At 45.6% G+C, this 17,167-nt stretch carries 16 protein-coding genes; 5 read left to right on the top strand and 11 right to left on the bottom strand.

Annotation, left to right across the window (positions count from 1 at the left end):
• Positions 1 to 24: 24 nt before the first annotated feature.
• Both BLT91_RS07850 and BLT91_RS07845 read right to left on the bottom strand, forming a co-directional pair.
• Complete coding sequence (locus tag BLT91_RS07850) at positions 25 to 714, bottom strand: response regulator (RefSeq protein ID WP_090819068.1); 690 nt, start codon at positions 712 to 714, stop codon at positions 25 to 27.
• A 210-nt stretch (positions 715 to 924) separates the two neighbouring features.
• A complete protein-coding gene (locus BLT91_RS07845; protein WP_090819065.1) occupies positions 925 to 2,127 on the bottom strand; it encodes a sensor histidine kinase in 1,203 nt (400 codons plus the stop codon).
• 198 nt (positions 2,128 to 2,325) lie between these two features.
• Between BLT91_RS07845 and BLT91_RS07840 the strand changes: the two genes are divergently transcribed.
• Positions 2,326 to 3,261: an ABC transporter ATP-binding protein gene (locus BLT91_RS07840; RefSeq protein ID WP_090819063.1), complete on the top strand. Its 936-nt coding sequence runs from the start codon at positions 2,326 to 2,328 to the stop codon at positions 3,259 to 3,261.
• Positions 3,254 to 4,189: an ABC transporter permease gene (locus BLT91_RS07835; protein WP_090819059.1), complete on the top strand. Its 936-nt coding sequence runs from the start codon at positions 3,254 to 3,256 to the stop codon at positions 4,187 to 4,189. Before BLT91_RS07840 ends, BLT91_RS07835 begins: the two co-directional genes overlap by 8 nt.
• A gap of 95 nt (positions 4,190 to 4,284) precedes the next feature.
• Here BLT91_RS07835 and BLT91_RS07830 read toward each other — a convergent pair whose 3' ends face one another.
• The 3 genes from BLT91_RS07830 to BLT91_RS07820 form a co-directional block, all read right to left on the bottom strand.
• A complete protein-coding gene (locus BLT91_RS07830; protein ID WP_090819056.1) occupies positions 4,285 to 5,019 on the bottom strand; it encodes an HAD family hydrolase in 735 nt (244 codons plus the stop codon).
• An 81-nt stretch (positions 5,020 to 5,100) separates the two neighbouring features.
• Positions 5,101 to 5,553, bottom strand: coding sequence for a bactofilin family protein (locus BLT91_RS07825; RefSeq protein ID WP_090819053.1), 453 nt, complete (start codon positions 5,551 to 5,553; stop codon positions 5,101 to 5,103).
• 5 nt (positions 5,554 to 5,558) lie between these two features.
• Complete coding sequence (locus tag BLT91_RS07820) at positions 5,559 to 6,584, bottom strand: M23 family metallopeptidase (protein WP_090819049.1); 1,026 nt, start codon at positions 6,582 to 6,584, stop codon at positions 5,559 to 5,561.
• Between the two features lie 193 nt (positions 6,585 to 6,777).
• On the opposite strand from BLT91_RS07820, the gene BLT91_RS07815 reads away from it, so the two are divergent.
• Entirely contained in the window at positions 6,778 to 7,869 is a 1,092-nt protein-coding gene (locus tag BLT91_RS07815; protein WP_090819046.1) for a ParM/StbA family protein, read from the top strand.
• Between the two features lie 57 nt (positions 7,870 to 7,926).
• Here BLT91_RS07815 and BLT91_RS07810 read toward each other — a convergent pair whose 3' ends face one another.
• The 4 genes from BLT91_RS07810 to BLT91_RS07795 all read right to left on the bottom strand — a co-directional run bounded on the left by BLT91_RS07810 (position 7,927) and on the right by BLT91_RS07795 (position 12,312).
• Positions 7,927 to 9,297: a GerAB/ArcD/ProY family transporter gene (locus BLT91_RS07810; RefSeq protein ID WP_175532149.1), complete on the bottom strand. Its 1,371-nt coding sequence runs from the start codon at positions 9,295 to 9,297 to the stop codon at positions 7,927 to 7,929.
• Between the two features lie 75 nt (positions 9,298 to 9,372).
• Complete coding sequence (locus BLT91_RS07805) at positions 9,373 to 9,603, bottom strand: hypothetical protein (RefSeq protein ID WP_090819040.1); 231 nt, start codon at positions 9,601 to 9,603, stop codon at positions 9,373 to 9,375.
• Positions 9,600 to 10,778, bottom strand: coding sequence for a Ger(x)C family spore germination protein (locus BLT91_RS07800; protein WP_090819037.1), 1,179 nt, complete (start codon positions 10,776 to 10,778; stop codon positions 9,600 to 9,602). The genes BLT91_RS07805 and BLT91_RS07800 overlap by 4 nt, the downstream gene beginning before the upstream one ends.
• Entirely contained in the window at positions 10,765 to 12,312 is a 1,548-nt protein-coding gene (locus BLT91_RS07795; protein ID WP_254776851.1) for a spore germination protein, read from the bottom strand. Before BLT91_RS07795 ends, BLT91_RS07800 begins: the two co-directional genes overlap by 14 nt.
• A gap of 343 nt (positions 12,313 to 12,655) precedes the next feature.
• On the opposite strand from BLT91_RS07795, the gene cls reads away from it, so the two are divergent.
• Positions 12,656 to 14,083 carry a cardiolipin synthase gene (gene cls / locus BLT91_RS07790; protein WP_090819034.1) on the top strand — a complete coding sequence of 476 codons (1,428 nt, stop codon included), beginning with the start codon at positions 12,656 to 12,658 and terminating at the stop codon, positions 14,081 to 14,083.
• Between the two features lie 20 nt (positions 14,084 to 14,103).
• On the opposite strand, the gene ligD is transcribed toward cls, so the two are convergent.
• Positions 14,104 to 14,991 (bottom strand): non-homologous end-joining DNA ligase, encoded by an 888-nt coding sequence (ligD, locus tag BLT91_RS07785; protein WP_090819031.1) that lies wholly within the window; start codon positions 14,989 to 14,991, stop codon positions 14,104 to 14,106.
• Between the two features lie 226 nt (positions 14,992 to 15,217).
• On the opposite strand from ligD, the gene BLT91_RS07780 reads away from it, so the two are divergent.
• A complete protein-coding gene (locus BLT91_RS07780; RefSeq protein ID WP_090819028.1) occupies positions 15,218 to 15,817 on the top strand; it encodes a nitroreductase family protein in 600 nt (199 codons plus the stop codon).
• 102 nt (positions 15,818 to 15,919) lie between these two features.
• Here the strand turns inward: BLT91_RS07780 and BLT91_RS07775 are convergent, their stop codons facing one another.
• Positions 15,920 to 17,029, bottom strand: a complete 1,110-nt coding sequence (locus BLT91_RS07775) for a GerAB/ArcD/ProY family transporter (protein WP_090819025.1) — start codon at positions 17,027 to 17,029, stop codon at positions 15,920 to 15,922.
• Positions 17,030 to 17,167: the final 138 nt, after the last annotated feature.

Below are 17,167 nucleotides of genomic sequence, written 5' to 3'. Positions count from 1 at the left end.
TCCGTTTTTGTGTGCAGTAAAAATTTATAGCATCCCTTCTTCATGAGCCTTCTTTGACGCTTGAATGCGGTCCCGGACATCCATTTTCGAGTAAATGCTTGAAATGTAGTTTTTCACGGTACCTTCGGATAAGAACAGCTTTTCGGCAATTTCCTTGTTGTTAAGGCCATCAGCGATGCAGTGCAGCACTTGCACTTCGCGTTCGCTCAGTCCGTAAGCATCTATGCGAGCGGGCTCCTCGGCAGCAGGCTTCGCATCGCTATCACGAGTGGGTGGTTCTGTCGCGCCTCGAGCTTGCTGTACGAGCATTCTGGCGATATCCTGCGGGATGAGTGTGCCGCCTTGATGGACCCATTTGATACCGGACGCAAGGTCCTTCGGATGAATCGCTTTGAGCAAATACCCTTCGGCTCCTGCACCTAGGGCATCAACGACATAGCTGATTTCCTGGAAGGTGGTCAGGATAATGACGCGAATCTGAGGCCAAACGGCCTTGATTTGACGAGTTGCTTCGACTCCGTCCATGACGGGCATGTGAATGTCCATAAGAACAACGTCAGGCTGCTGCTCTTCGCACTTTTTCAAAGCGATGTGACCGTTCTCAGCCAAACCGACGACATGAATGTCAGGGTCCATATCGAGCACGATGTGCAAGCTTTCTCTTATTAAATCCTGATCATCAACCAGGAGTAGTTTGAGCGGGGTTGGTGTCATGCATGACTCCTCCTCAGAGTTTTTCGCCAGAAAAACTGACATCGTAAGCGCTACTATGAGTTTTTCGCCAGAAAAACTGGCATCGTAAGCGCTACTGTGAGTTTTTCGCCAGAAAAACTGGCATCGTAAGCGCTAAGCGCAACTAAAGGTTAACGGCGTTAAGTTATCCACATTGTATCATTTGGTGCTTTCAACGGGAAAGGAAAGGATTTAGAATGATGGTAATCGTTTCACAGGAATGGAACAATGGACGACAGTACCTTGGCCTAACGCGGAACTTACCTGCAGCGTACCCTGCAGCGCAGATATGCGTTCCTGCATGGCATTGATTCCAAAACCGATTTTCAGCTGCTCAGTACCAATTCCATCGTCTTCGATGCGAATGACGACCTGATCATCAGCGTAGTTTAACACGACCTCCACGGAGACGGCCCGGCCATGCCGCTTGGCATTGGTCAGTGATTCCTGCAGGCAGCGAATGAGGGAGAGCTTAGTTTGCTTCGGAATGTCGAATTCCTCACCAACCGTGGTGAACTGTATTTGGGTCCCGGTATGAAGGGCAAACTCGTTGGCGAGTCTGGTCAGTTGCTGGGAGAGCAGCATATCACCTTCTTTGGGAACCATTTGATGAATGCTGCGGCGTACTTCTTCTAATCCATTGCGGGTTACACTGCGCAGCACGTCTAGCTTTTCTTTGGCTTTGTCCGGCGCGGTTTCGATCAGGTAGGAAACAGCGTCCATTCCCATGATGACAATAGTAAATGTATGCCCTACGGTATCATGCAGTTCACTTGCCATCCGGTTACGTTCTTCGAGCAGCGTAAGCTGTTCGATTTGGTTGGCGTATTGCTCCAAAGCGTTATTTTGCTCATGGATTAACTGGTATTGACGTTGGTTCTCGGCTAGCAGTTTTTCGGTCTTCTCGTTTGAGGTTACGACACGCTGTAAACTAAGGCCTATAGCGAAGAATAGCACGGCATTTAAGATAATACTAAACAGTTCGCCAACACCCATTCCCCTGGGAAGGATGAAAAAATAGGCGACTGGCATAGCTACCATAAAAATGGGAGCGGTCCACCAAGCATTTTTTCGATCCGTCAGGAATCCAATAACCATTAATGGGCAATTAATAGTAAGGTAGGCATCCTCCTGCATCCATGATAGATAGATTTGTAGAGGAATCCCTGTCAGTAGAACGGAAATTGGATAACAAGTTGTATGGATGTAATTAGGCCTCCAGAATAGAAAAGGAACGCCATAGGAAAGGATAATGGCAAATATCGTTAGGAAAGTAGAAACATGCACATTTTCGTTCATATGGAGCAGGACGTAGAACAGGCTGAGCAGGACAGAACCGGTCAGTACGATAAATAGTGACCACTCCACACCATGCCACGGTCTTCTTTGGATCATAGAAGGACTCCTTTATACGAGATCTATGAAATCATTGTACCTAAAATCAGGCAAAATCCATAGTGAATCCAGTCATAATTGTTGGCGCTTGGCTTTATGACTTTCCGTATGACTTATTCGTAGAAAGATTACTAGGTATAGCAGTTCAGGTAAGGTACCATGTGGTTTATATGGGTCAAAATGAGGGGAGTGAATGGGATGGCTGCAATAACAGAGGCCAATACGCCGATTGTACAAATCGAGCAGATTACGAAACGAATAGGTTCTAAGACGATTATTGATAAATTAAGCTTTGAGGTGCCGCGGGGCGAGGTGTTTGGGTTTCTGGGCCCGAACGGAGCAGGGAAAACAACAACCATCCGTATGATGGTCGGACTCATGTCAATCACGGAAGGGGATATACGGATTGGCGGGTATTCGATTCGAACACATTTTGAGCAAGCTATTCGGCATGTTGGCGCTATTGTGGAAAATCCGGAAATGTATAAATTTCTAAGTGGGTATCACAATTTGGTCCATTATGCGAGGATGTTTCCCGGCATTGGGGAGGACCGCATTCAGGAGGTCATTGATCTCGTTGGTATGGAAAATAGAATTCACGACAAGGTGAAAACGTACTCCCTCGGTATGCGTCAAAGGCTTGGTATTGCTCAAGCTTTGCTGCATAAGCCGGCTGTTCTCATTTTGGACGAGCCGACTAACGGGCTGGACCCTGCAGGTATTCGTGAACTGCGCGATCATTTACGTAAGCTTACCCGTGAGGAAGGGATATCGGTTATCGTATCCAGCCATTTACTATCGGAAATGGAGCTGATGTGCGACCGTGTCGCTATCATTCAGAACGGGAAGTTGGTGGATGTCAGGCTAATCAAAGAGTTTGTTCAGGCGGATAGCAAGCAGCAGGTTGCTTTTGAGGTGGCATCGATGGATCAAGCTTTGAAACTGGCCAGAGCCCTTTCAATCCCGGTTGAAGTGGTTGGCGATGACCTCATCATGATCCTTGATAAGCAAGAAATCGCAGCATGGAACAAACGATTTGTAGAGGCGGGAATTGAGGTATACGGTATCCGGGCTGCAACCAAATCATTGGAAGATCAATTTTTAGAAATGACGGGAAGTGATCCGATTGCTTAATTTAATTCAAAATGAACATATGAAAATTTATCGCAGGCTGCGAACTTGGATCCTAGGTCTATTGTTGATCGTAATTGTTGTACTAGCTTCACTTTTCTCACATCAGGGTAATGACGCAAATGAGAACTGGAAGACCCGAGCCGCGGATATCATCGAGCATGATAAAAGAGAGCTGGAAAATCCGGATGTGCCGGCCAAATTTAAACAGCAGATGAGGGAGGAAATAGAGCTCCAACAGTACATGTTAGATCATAATTACCCGCCCACAGCTTACACCTTATGGGGTGGTGTACTCAATGCTTCGGGATTAATCACGCTGGTTACGCTATTTACCGTTATTATTGCCGGAGATATGGTTGCCGGAGAGTTTACTTGGGGGACGATTAAGCTGCTGCTTATACGTCCTGCCAGCCGAGCGAAGATTCTATTTTCTAAGTATGCGACAACGCTTCTGTTTGCAGTTACTTTGCTGATTGTGATGTTTATAAGTGCTCTGATTGTGAATGGGTTCCTTTACGGATTTCAAAGCCTTAGCCTTCCGTACCTGACAGTCAATACGGCTGGGCAAGTTCATGAAGGAAGTATGCTGGTGTATGTATTTGCCACTTATGGGCTGAAGCTGATCGAGCTCGTGATGATCGTGACGCTCGCTTTTATGATCTCGACCGTATTCCGCAGCTCCTCACTGGCTATCGGTCTTAGCATTTTCATTATGTTCGCGGGACAAGTGATTACGCTATTGCTCATGAGATACAGCTGGGGTAAGTATTTCTTGTTTGCCAACACGGATCTCACTCCTTATTTAAAGGGACAACAACCCGCAGAAGGGATGACGCTTGGTTTCTCTATTACCGTATTGCTGTTCTACTTCTTGTTGTTCAATGTGCTTTCTTGGGAAATATTCCGAAGACGCGACGTAGCGGCCTGACCGTTGGTTTGTCTGGTGATAAACGATTACGAAAAAGGACGATTCCTTCGGTTATCAAACCAGCGGAATCGTCCTTTTTTTGTGGTACACAGCACCTACTTCTGAATATAAGCTTGAATTGTGGCAGGAACTTCCTGCAAGGAGGTTAACTGATAGAACGCACCTTGAGGAATGATATCGATCGTTCCTGTATTGTATTCCCAGTCCTTGTCTACTGGAATGTGAATCGAGTGGATACCTGCATGAAGCGCTGGCAGCACATCCGTCTTGACGGAGTTGCCGATCATCCAAGTGTGTTTGCGATCAAAGTTCTGCTCGTGCATAATCGTTTCCATGAATTCCCTGGTCTTATGTACGGTTACAAAGATGCGGTCATCAAAGTAAGTGTCTAGGCTCAAATCCTTCACTTTTTTCATTTGGATAGAAGCGTCGCCGCCGGTATACAAAAAAAGTCGGTGTCCCGCTTGCTGCAGCTGGTCAAGTGTTTCATTCATAAGCGGATAAGGCTCGACGGTGTACTCATAGACGGTGTGGCCTAATTGCATCAGCCATGACTCTTCTTTTGCACTCGTTGGGCGATTATACTGCGCTGCATACCATTGGTACGTTTCAACGAACGATTTAGGAAAACGATCCGGCATAAAGCCATGAATATGGATGCCAGCAAGATCGATTTGGAGCTGCTTCTGCTTAATATCCTGCGCTTTAAGCCCGTGCCCGGAATACCAAGTGAGCATGAGATCGACGAACTGCTCAATGACGACATCAAAATATTTATTACAATGTACCAACGTATCATCAAGATCAAAAAGTATCGACTGTGCTTTCATATGCCCTATCTCCTGCATCAGTTAGAAATGAATTTCCAACTATTATACCATGCCCCAATCGCAACTCCTAGGCGGACTCAATTACATTGCAACTGTATTGCCTTTAAATGCGCCATTTGCTGCGGAAGCGGGTTTGTTTGCATTCTCAAGCTCGCCGTTTTGCTGGGGAGCAGCAGTCGTTGTTTTTGTATCCATTTTGCTGTTCCCTTGGAATACCCCGCCTTCTTCAATGATAAAGGAAGCAGCGCTAATATTGCCTTGGAGTGAACCCGTTGATGTAATGGTCAGTTTGCCATTGGTCATTATGTTGCCTTGGACATTGCCAGCGAGTACAACATCTCTAGCGGAAATATTGGATTTCACGACGCCCCGTTCCCCGATAATAACGTCCCCTGCACATTCGATATCACCTGTAATGCCGCCTTCAATACGAATGCTTGCTTCTGATTTGATACGACCTTCAAAGGTGGTACCTTCTCCAATCAAAGTATCTGTCGTATTCGGATTCATGAAATTTTTCTTGCTTTTAAACATATTGATTATTCATCCTTTCGATTCGTATTGAGATAAGGTTTGGGATCGGTGCTTTCCCCATTTTTGAGTACTTCATAGTGGAGGTGAGGTCCTGTACTGCGTCCCGTGGAGCCAACTAGGCCTATAGTACTGCCTTTTTCCACAGAATCACCTTTGTTCACTAAAATTTTATTTAAATGCATGTACCAAGTACGTAATCCCTTAGAATGCTCGATGACGATGTTATTGCCGTGGAAGATATCCGTCCCGATACTGACGACTTTACCGTCTGCGGTTGCGAAGACCGGATCATTTTCTCTGGCACCGAAATCAATGCCGGAATGAAAGCTTGGACGATGCGTAAAAGGGTCGGTACGATAACCAAACGTCGATGTGATGACCTTCGTAGTTGTCGGAAACAAGGTAGGGGTTATACGAAGCAAATTCTGCTTGTCGGCAACCTTTTGCTTGGTTTCGGTGAAGCTGGTTTGCAGTTCTTTCACTTCACTATGAAGTGCCGTAAAAGAAGCTAACGTCTGCTCGCCAAGCTTCATAATAGCTTCCTGAGAAGCTGGATTAGGACTTCCTCCAATACCGCTTGAAGCGTCAGTCGTTTGCTTTTCTGCGGGTTCACTTTTGGCGCCAGATTGGGTACTGGCAACTTCTGTGGCAGCTGGTTTCGCGTCGATACCGGCAATCGACTTGAGATCATTTTCCAATTTTTTCATTTCTTCGACTTGCGTTTTCATCTGATCGGCTTGCTGAGACAGTTGAATGACCTCATTTTGCAGCTGTTCAATGGTCTTATCTTTAGAAGTTAAGGTAGCGCTCCACTGCTGGTTGGCTCCACTCAATTTAGTCTGCAATTCGCTAGCCTGTTTCAAGGTGTGTGAATGCATAACATAAGTGATCATAGAAATAAGCAGTAGCATGGTTAAGCATGCTGCAGCGATGTAAGCGAATAAATGAGGAATACGAAACCTGACGACCGATTGATTAGCATCTGGAATAATGACCAGTGTCAGCTTTTTGGGTTTCCACTTTAGCTTCATAAAGGCTTAATTGTCTCCTGTCGTGGTTGAATTTGGTAAAGGTATGTACATCATTCGTCATATTCTGATAAAAACCTTCCTAATACCTACTAGTCCTAGGTAAAATGAGTCGAAAGTAGGAAGGAATACTGTCAGATATAATCGAATTTACTTAACAATTACAGGAAGTTGCAGATTTGGAGTGGAGGCACTAATGATAAAGCTTGCAGGTATTGATATAGGTAACGATAGTATTAAGCTGGTGCTGGATGGTTCTAGAGAACCGTTAGTCATCCCGAATATCATTGCGCCGGGATACGAAAGACATATTTTGCAGGAAGAAGATTCACCTTGGAAAGCACTGGATGTCATGATCTACAGCCCCTCCCTTTCACAAAGGAATCAACGTTATTTCGTCGGGCAGCTCGCTTTGGAGCACGAAGACAACCTGGAGCTTGAAGACACAGACAATAAGGCGATTTCGGATCAATCCCTCATTGTTGCGCTTACTGCACTAGCTTACCAAGGCCTTGCCAACCAAGCATTCAATGCTGGGTACGGCAATGTGGACGAAGTTGAGTATACGCTGGGAACAGGCCTGCCTGTACGCGCATTCGCGAAGTACAATCAGCAATTCGAACAAAGACTTCTTGGCGAACATGAAGTAACTTTTCTATCCACGCCGCAATTACATAACCGCAAGATCAAGGTATCTATTCGTAAGGTAGCCGTTTCCATTGAAGGTGCTGCAGCGATGTTCCATTTGGCTACGCATGACAGCTTGCAAGTCAAGGATGAAGAAATTTACAACGGCTGTATCGGCGTTTGTGAGATCGGCGCGCTGACAACCGATTTCCCAGTTATCAAACGAATGACGATTGACAATCATTTCAGCCATGGCGAGCAAATTGGCATCGCAACTTATCTTGACGCTGTCATTCGTGATGTCGAAGATGCTTACGGCTATGTGTTTCCAAGCCGTGCGAAGCTGGTGCAGCGTATCAAGAATCGGGAATTCACGATTCAACTGCTGGGTGAAGGCCAAGTCGATATACGGCCTATCGTGGATCAACATTTCCGCCGCGCAGCCTTGCGTATGATCGAAATGATCAAAAAACGCTGGCGGAAATACCCGGATATTCAATGCTTCTATGTGATTGGTGGAGGCGCATCTGCCCTAAAGCCATACATTCAAGAAGCTGCAGGCTCGTTGAAATTGCGATTCGCGAATGAAAGCGAATTTTTAAATATGTATGGCTATCTGAAAGTGGCCAAGAGTCGGTTAAGCCAGACAGTGCCTGTCTAACCATATAACGTACCCGTTTATGCGGGTGCGTTTTTTTTATGTGTTTTTGCCGCTAAGTCATTTTCCGGCTTCTGATTGCTTCGAAACGTTCACCTCCATATAAGTTGTCAGGAGCGTAAGGAATAAACAACTGCCAAAGCACAAAGCGCAGGCCGTGCCTATGATGGGATAATATTTGCCGAAGGCAAGTCCGATGGCAATGCAGAATGTGGAGAAGACCATCAGGATATTGCCCAGCCATACCCACTGTTTGTAGGAGAATCGCACAGTGATCTTGGTCGTCTGCTGGGTGGGAGTTACAGTGGAATTCGCACTGCCGCCGGTTGCCACTACTTGATGAGCTTGCTTCCGCTGCTTGATCTTCGAGGCAGCGAATAGGATGCCGATGACTAAAGGTTGATAGGCAAGTACGATGATCGGCATGCTGAAATTCGCGAAGGCGAGCAGCTCCGTGATACTCTTGAACGATAGAATAGTCGTAAACCCCACCAAGAGGGCGACCTGCTTGTTAATGATGGGATAATTGCGCTCCTTGATGATCGAGCTAATACCTAAGAGAATCGCCAGATAAATCGCGATCATTTTGCAAGCAAGGACCGGTAACCAGATGGTCAGGAGAACGATATCAAGCCGATCGAGGAAATCCGTCACATGTATCATTTGCACCAAATTGTAAAAAGGATATATGAAATTAGCTGGCATTTTCGGTCCCAAAACGGTAAGTATCAAAAAAATGATAAGCGTGAACAGGAAAATACCGAGAAGTGATCCGTATCGGATCGCGGAACGGATATGATTGGCGTTGAACAGCATGTGTAGAAAAGCCCCGAGAATGAAAATATCACCCGCACTTCCGATGGTAAGTAGGTTGCTGAAGGCCAATTGTTGGAAGGGCATTGTGAGAACGGGCATAGAGAGCTGAAGATTGAATTCGTTCGAAAGCAAGAGCGGCATCAACAAAGTTGCGATGACGAAGAGAGGATAGAACATATCGTTGACGCGGGCGACGATTTCCACGCTGCTTCTCCCAAAATAAATCAGATACAAACAGGGCACCAGAACTAAGATTTCCAAGGGTGTGTTGTGCAGCAACAAAGTGGAATTGTATTTCGACGCGGAAGACATATCCTGCACGAGAATTTGCCAGAAGTGGAACAAAATCAACAGATTGACGACAGTACCGCCCCAGCGCCCCAGCAACAGCATGGATATTTCGAAAATATTCCGCTGGGGAAACATTTTCACTAAATATCCGAAAAAGGCTGCAATCACAAATATATAGAAGATGGATAGTATGTAGCTAAACCACGCATCCATCTCACTTACTCGAATCAGTACATTTTGCAACGTAAGGATGCCTCCGCTAGTAATGACGGAAGAGGCCAGCCACGCCAGCTGTCTTTGGTTGATCACTTGTTTTCTATCCAAGAAAGACACCGCCTTTTCCGATTGCTTCAATGGCTGATCACTGAATGATTGATTGGTTAATTTGCTAATTTGCGATCAAATGCCCATTAAACGACTAAACCAAGGAGAAACCGTATGGATAAAGAAGCGCGAAGGCATGGGAATGTGTACGTTGAAATATTTGGTAATGAATAGAACAAGTGTGACAAAGGTAATTAGCCCATAAGTTGCCTTTACGCTGCCTTTCTGATGCTTAAGCGCCTTGCGGTCAATCAAAAGACTGGCAATCATAATGAATAGAAAACTCAGTATAAATATGCTGTTCATCGCGAGCTCCCATCCTTGATCACATTCTGATTGATAAGACCGGTTTCGGTGATGGAGGCTTCAACCTTGATGCGGAATTCAGCTTCTTTAAACACGTCTCGCCACTGCGTTTTTAAACTGTTGTTCCACACATTCGGATGACTACGCCAAACGAGTAAGCCCAGTTGCGCTGAATCGGTCCCTTCCTTTTGCATTTGCTTGATGGCGGCTTGGACGCATTTCTTCACTTGTTCTGCGAATTTACGCTCTACCTTGTGTATGGACTCCGACTTGTTGAGATCTTGTTCGGATAAATCTTCACCAATTACCCCTTTAGCCTCTAGCGTAACTTGAAAGATGACCTTGTCTCCTTGCAGATCAGGTTTGATAGCGGTATGTCCTTCCTTAACGAGAATGGAGATATCTTTGCCTGATTCCAATGGAAAGGTGAGAAGATGCTCTCTAACATTGTTTCTCAGCCACATGAGCCCATTCGCCTCCTGGTTCTTGTAAATGCCAACCATTCGGTCTCCTTTGAACTGACCATAGCCGACTAACTGAATTTCTTGAGAGGGCTGCTTACTACCTTGGGTTTCCTTGGCTTCGAGGTAACTCAAAATAGGATCACTGTTAAAGCTAAGCGCAAGGCCTATTTCCTTCGTGGATGTCGCCATCGCGCGGTGCGATTTGGTTATTTCCCGAATGACTTCGGAGGGAAAACGTTCAAACTTGGGCTCCGCGTTGAGCAGATCGTAGCCTTTGCCCTTCGTCACGACGAGAAAGCAGGTCAGTCGATTCTCTGGTGAGCGCGGCGTAACGTCAAATATGATGCCCATGCCTGACTTGGCAAACTTTTCGCCAATGACGATCGTACGCCGATGGGACAGAAAAAGTCTGCGTGACATTCGCATCTGCAGCTTGCTCGCCGCTTCGCGTAACGTTGTTCCGACCTCCGAGTCAATATAGTAACTTTTGTTTCCGCCCGTACCGCCGCCCCCCCCGCTGGCGCCCCCCATGTTACCGGGAAGAGGTAACATATAGGTGAGGCGATACTTGCCGTCGTCCTCCAGATCCACGGAGGAGGTGAGCACAAAGGCGATATCGTTGGTTTCGGTACGATCCCAACAGCCTGTCAGCATTGTCAGCGCGAGGGTGATCGTTATCCCAAGCACGAAAAGACGCCTACGATGTGCCATCTGACTTGCCCTCCTCACTCGCTTTATGCTTATGCTGAATTCTGCTTCCGTCTACGCCTCCGTCCTCCATGATTTGCTGAGGCAGCTTGTCATCCATGTGCTGTGTGTCTTGAATCGCCATAAATGCAGGACGTTTCTCCATCTTCCACAAAGGAGAGCGAATCAGCGCATCCTGTAAGTCTCCAGCAGATAACGGTCCTAATGGGGACAAATAGGGAACTCCGAAAGAACGTAAATTCGCCATATGTCCGAACAAAATCAGCATGCAGAAGATGATTCCGTAGAAGCCGAATACAGAAGCAACGATAAGAATGGGAAAACGCAGCATCCGAATGGCGATAGCGCCGTTATAGCGGGGGATGGTGAACGAAGCAATCCCGGTAACGGATACGACGATGACAATCGGTGCGGATACGATGCCGGCTTGAACAGCGGCTTGTCCAACTACAAGCGCACCCAAGATGGAGACAGCGGAGCCGACCGCTTTGGGCAATCGAATGCCGGCTTCGCGTAAGGCCTCGAATGTAATTTCCATGATGAACGCCTCAACAACGGCAGGAAACGGAATCGCTTCGCGGGCGGCGGCAATGCTTAACATCAGTGTTGTTGGTAGTAGTTCTTGGTGATACGTCGTTATTGCGACATACAAAGCTGGCGCAGTGAGCGAAAGAAACAAGAAGATGTAACGGAGCAAGCGTAACAGTGAGCCGATTTGGAATCGTTCATAATAATCCTCACTCGCTTGCATAACCTGTATGAACACGAACGGGACGATTAGTGCAAAGGGTGTGCCATCAACAAGGATGGCCACGCGTCCTTGCAGAAGAGCACTGGCTACAACGTCTGGACGTTCCGTGTATTGGATCTGTGGAAAGGGCGAATACGCATCATCTTGGATGAGTTCTTCAATCATGCCTGATTCGAAAATGCCATCAATCTTGATTTGTTCCAGCCGCTTGACCACTTCTTCGACAAGGGATGGCATTGCCAGGTCGTCGAGATAACAAAGGACGAGACTGGTGTTGCTCTCTTTGCCGACGCTCATGGATTTCATCTTCAGCCTAGGCGTCTTTAGTTTGCGGCGGATCATCGAGGTGTTCGTGCGGATGCTCTCAACGAACCCCTCTTTCGGTCCGCGTACGACAGTTTCCGTCTCCGGCTCACCGACGGAGCGCTTTTCTGTTCCGCGGATGCCGAGCAGGATGGCTTTCGCGTTGCCTTCTACGAGCAGGGCGGTATCTCCGCCCAGAACTGAAACGAGCAGGTCTCCATAATTAGTGGAGATCTGTGTCTGGGACACCGGCAGTATCGTACCTACGATGCGGTCAATCGCTGTTTCGCCGCCACCCAGGAGCATTAACGATTTCATTGTATCGTTAAGCAGCTGGGTGTTGGTGAGTCCGTCGACGAAGAGAAGCAGTGCCGGAATGTTCGGCTCGATCTCGAATTCGCGAACGACAACATCGGAGCAGTCTTGGAATATTTCTTTAATGAAATCATGATTTTCATCCAGAAGGAGTGATATTTTGGTCATCTTCAGCTCTTCGATGAAGTGATAGTCTAGCGAATCACTAAGCTCAGATAGTTCATCGGTCTCATCGTGCTTGTCTGATGTGCGCTTGCGCAGGATACTTTTCATCAATTGTTTGGATGTCTTGACCATGCGAATGGCACCTCCTGTCTGGCTTCGGGATGAAGAACATAGGAATGCGTTTGTTATTTTTCTCTAAAAGAAGGATTTTATTACGAAAGTTGGAAAATTTTATTGAGACGGGTCCAGATAAGATGAAGGGTATAGACGAGAAGGCGTTGGCAAAAGCTATCGTGACAAGGAGACTGGAGGATTTTTTGTGCATTGGGCAGAGGAGATGAAGCTAATGCTGTGGGTTGTGATTGTACTGCTTTTGTTCATCTTTCAGACCGCCACCATTCTAGTCGGTGAATACAAACGACCAGCTAAAACGGTAGCCTGGCTGCTCGTTTTGTTTATTTTTCCAATTATCGGATTTATCATGTACTATTTCTTAGCAAAGGAATATTCACAACGCAAAATGGTACGCCGCAAAGGACGCCGTAAAATGGCAGAGATCAAACATCAATGGATGGATAGCGAAGTTTCTAATCTTGCGATGAAAGAGGAGATTTATCAGCTTTATGCGGAGCCGCGGCTTTGTGGACTGCTGCATAACATTCCGGGTTCACCGATCACGTCGAACAATCGGGTTGAGGTGCTAACAAATGGGGGTGTAACCTATGAAGCGATGCTGAATGCGATCGAAACGGCGAAAATCCATATTCATTTTGAGTTTTATACGATAAGACATGATGAAATCGGTGTGAAATTTCAAGAAACGTTGATCCGGAAGGCCAAGGAGGGTGTCAAGGTCAGAGTTATTTATGACGGGATAGGCAGTTATACGCTTTCTTCAGCGTACATAAACAAGTTAAGGCAGGCTGGTGTTCAAGTGTATCCCTTTCTGCAGCCGTTCATCGCTTTCTTCGATAAACGAATGAACTATCGCAATCATCGTAAAATAATTGTCATTGACGGATTGGTAGGCTTTGTTGGCGGTATCAATATCGGAGATGAATATCTGGGAAGGGATCCTAAGCTAGGCTTCTGGCGTGATACTCATCTTAAGCTGTATGGGGATTCTGTATACTACTTGCAGCAGACGTTTATGACAGACTGGTTGTTCGTTAGCGGGGAGCGATTGGGCGATGACTCGTTGTTTCCTGAGCATAATGAACCGAAAGCTTCGCTGGTTCAGGTCATTTCAAGTGGTCCAGATGCCCACTGGGATGCCATCCAGGAGATGTTCTTTGCAGGTATTGTTGCGGCCAAGAAGCGAATTTACATGACCACACCCTACTTTATTCCGGATCCAAGCATCACAATGGCACTCAAAACGGCGGTAATTAGCGGTGTTGATGTACGCATTATTCTTCCTTACAAAGCAGACTCCCGCATTGTTCAGTACGCATCACGATCCTATTTACTGGAGCTTATGCAGGCAGGTGTTCAGTTCTATTTGTATCGCAAGGGGTTCATGCATGCCAAGGTTATGATCATCGACCACTTGATGGCTACGGTAGGTACAGCGAATGTAGATATGCGCAGCTTTTTCAGCAACTTTGAATTGAATGCTGTCATGTTTAATAAGGACGTTATTAAGCGTTTAGAGGTCGATTACTTAATGGATTTGAAGGAATGTGACGAGTTGAAATTGGCCGAATTTGAGCAAAGGTCACGCATGGAAAAGGGCAAGGAAGTCATTGCGCGATTACTATCTCCCTTGTTCTAAAAAAGTAGCTCTATAGGGGGCTACTGTGTAAGGCGCGCTAAGACGGCGTCTAGATTTTGTAGAGGCACTCTCTCAATGAGGTCGCCATACGTTTTCAATCGGTCCAGGACTGTATGTAAATTGAATTCACGAGGACTTGGGCGCAGCTCAACTTCATTCCACAACAGGGGAGTGGAGACGGAGGCGTCTTTTTTGGCGCGAGGTGTATAGGGAGCGGAAAGTGTTTTTCCGTACCAGTGCTGTAGGTAGTCGATGTAAATTTTATCTCCACGGTTCTTCTTGAACCGTTCAATGGTAAACAAATTAGGATATATCTTGACCACATAGGAAGCGATAAAATAGCCAATCTTTCGCAGCTGCTCGAACGTATAGCCATGCTGAATCGGGATATAGATTTGTACACCTGTGGCTCCTGAAGTTTTGGCAATCGATCGAATTTGCAAAGAATCCAGCACTTCTCCAATGATGTGCGCAGCCTCCATAATACGCGGTTCTTCCTCTAGCGTAGGGTCGATATCGATCACCCATTCCGCTGGAAGCGTCTCGCCAATGAGGTGAAAGGAAGGATGGAACTCCAAACAAGCCAGATTTCCCAGCCAAATTAGTGTGGACAAGGAGTCCATATTGACGTAATTAATGCCATCCAGCGGCGCCAGCTTCACGAAGCTAGGTACCGGATCGGGGGCATTTTTTTGATAAAAGGACTTATGATTGTATCCGTTAGGGAAGCGAATGGTAGTTAAGTGCCGGTTGCGGCAATAGCGCAGGAGGAAAGGAGACAGCTCGGTTAATTTAGCGAGATAGTCCGCTTTGGTTATGCCCATTTCGGGCCATAAAGGCTTGTTGGGATTAGTGATGGTAAGCTCGTGTCCTTCCACAAGCAGCGTTCCTTTAGTCGTGACCGCCATGGGAATCATCCTCCTGATCTCGGTTTATTTCCGATTATTCCCTCTAGAGACGATTCTCAAACTTTGCTGTGAAATGTGGGGCAAAGTGATTGACAAAAAGCTAATTTCAAATTACAATAATAAAAGTTAATGACTTTTAGTAAGTTACAATATATGCACAAGGTAATACTTTTTAGTAACTAATAGAAATTCTATACTAATCGATAGAAAGTGGAGGAGAAGAGATATGAGTAACTCATTTTTAGCTGCAGTAAAAGAAAGACGTACGTATTATGGACTGAGCAAAGACGCGGTCGTTTCGAATGAACGCATTCAAGAAATTGTGAACGAGGCTGTGAAGCATACACCGTCAGCCTTCAATTCACAAAGCTCAAGAGTTGTTGTATTATTCGGTGAGCAATCCGATAAATTATGGAACATTACGAAGGAAACACTGAGAAAGATCGTACCCGCAGATAACTTTGCGCCAACAGAAGAAAGAATCAATAGCTTCAGCAGCGGCTATGGTACTGTACTATTCTTCGAAGACCAAAGCGTTATTGAGCATCTGCAGTCCCAATTCGCCGCTTACGCTGATAACTTCCCGATTTGGTCCAACCAATCCTCGGGCATGCTGCAATTCGTCATCTGGACAGCGCTGGGACAAGAGGGTCTTGGCGTATCCTTACAGCACTACAATCCGTTGATTAACGAGGAAGTTGCACAAACATGGAACATTCCAGGTGAGTGGAAGCTGCTGGCACAAATGCCGTTCGGCAAGCCAACCTTTACTCCGGGCGACAAAGAGTTCCAACCGCTTGAAGGCCGTGTGAGATTCTTCCAATAAATAATAACCTTAAACAAAAGCGACCCTATTCGTCATTAGACGATGGGGTCGCTTCTTGTTAAGGCTAAGTTAAAAGTGATTGTTGTTTTCAAAGCACCATATTCAACTGACTAGATCTTGCAAGGAACGCTGCCGCTTTTTTACCAAAGTTATAATGGCTAAAAGGACAGGTATGATTGCTGAAGGAATTAGTGTGGAGAATGGAAGAATTTTGAAGTCGTACGCAGCCAAATCCATAATCGTTGTATGGCTAATCTGGCTCAAAGCATAGAACAATAATCCAATGGGCAAAATAAATGGTTTCGCCTCTTTGATCTTGAAAACTTGTTTAATCACAAGTATAAACACGTATTGAAGCACAATAAGTTCGAATAACGTGAAAATGGTCCAGATTGCGATGATTAGAATTTCTAGCCTTTCCATGTATTCTCCAAATTTAACTAATTGAATGGCACTGAAAAAGGGAAACGCAGACAATTTAGTCAAATTCATGCCTAGTGAACCGAAAGTCAAATAACTCGCCATTAACAAATAAACACCTGATAAAGCAATTGCGGCCGCAGAACTAACAAATATTTTTTTTGTGTTTTTTACTTGCGATAGAAGAAAACCGAAAACAACGACTTTGCCAAATGGAAAACCGAAAGAGACCATCCCTCCGTATACGACTTCTGATATTTTACTTTGAAACATGGGAAGGAAAGGATTGATCTCCACCTCGCGCAAAATAAACACACTAACTATGCTGATTGTCAGTATGAAAAATGGAAGGATCAGTTGAACGGTGCGGACTAAGGTACCCAAACCTAGATAAACAGCATAGGAACTAAGCAACACAATGAGTAAAATTAACACGTTAGGGGGGGTATTTGGAAGGATAGCCGTCGTATAGAACCAAGATATGGCACGATAAGCCGCCACACCAAGGTCAAGAAAATAGACAAGATAGATGACAAGTACGAGTTTGGCAAACCATTTTCCCAACAATTTTTCGCAAGTTTCCGCCATGCTTAATTGAGGATGCTGCCCTTGAACATAGCACAGAAGCCATAACACCCCTACAGAAACTCCAATAGCAAAAAGATCTGATATCCATACATCCTGCTTGACCAGCTTCGCTTCGATTAGAAACAAAGTTGAGAATCCTGACAAAAAACTAAAACAGAGAAATCCCAATTGTCCATGAGTGATTTGTTCCTGATCGGTCATCATAATTCCTCCAATCGTATTTTTAGCAGGTCCATCATGTAATCTGAGATAGGACTATAAATAAACCTACATAAGGACTCCACACTAAGCCTCGAAGAACCCATGAAAGGATATAAATAGACTATAAAAATGATATAGAAC

Source organism: Paenibacillus sp. yr247, from assembly GCF_900103825.1.
Classification (GTDB): domain Bacteria; phylum Bacillota; class Bacilli; order Paenibacillales; family NBRC-103111; genus Paenibacillus_E.
Note: the sequence above shows the minus strand (reverse complement) of the source record. Positions and strands in the feature narration are given on the sequence as shown.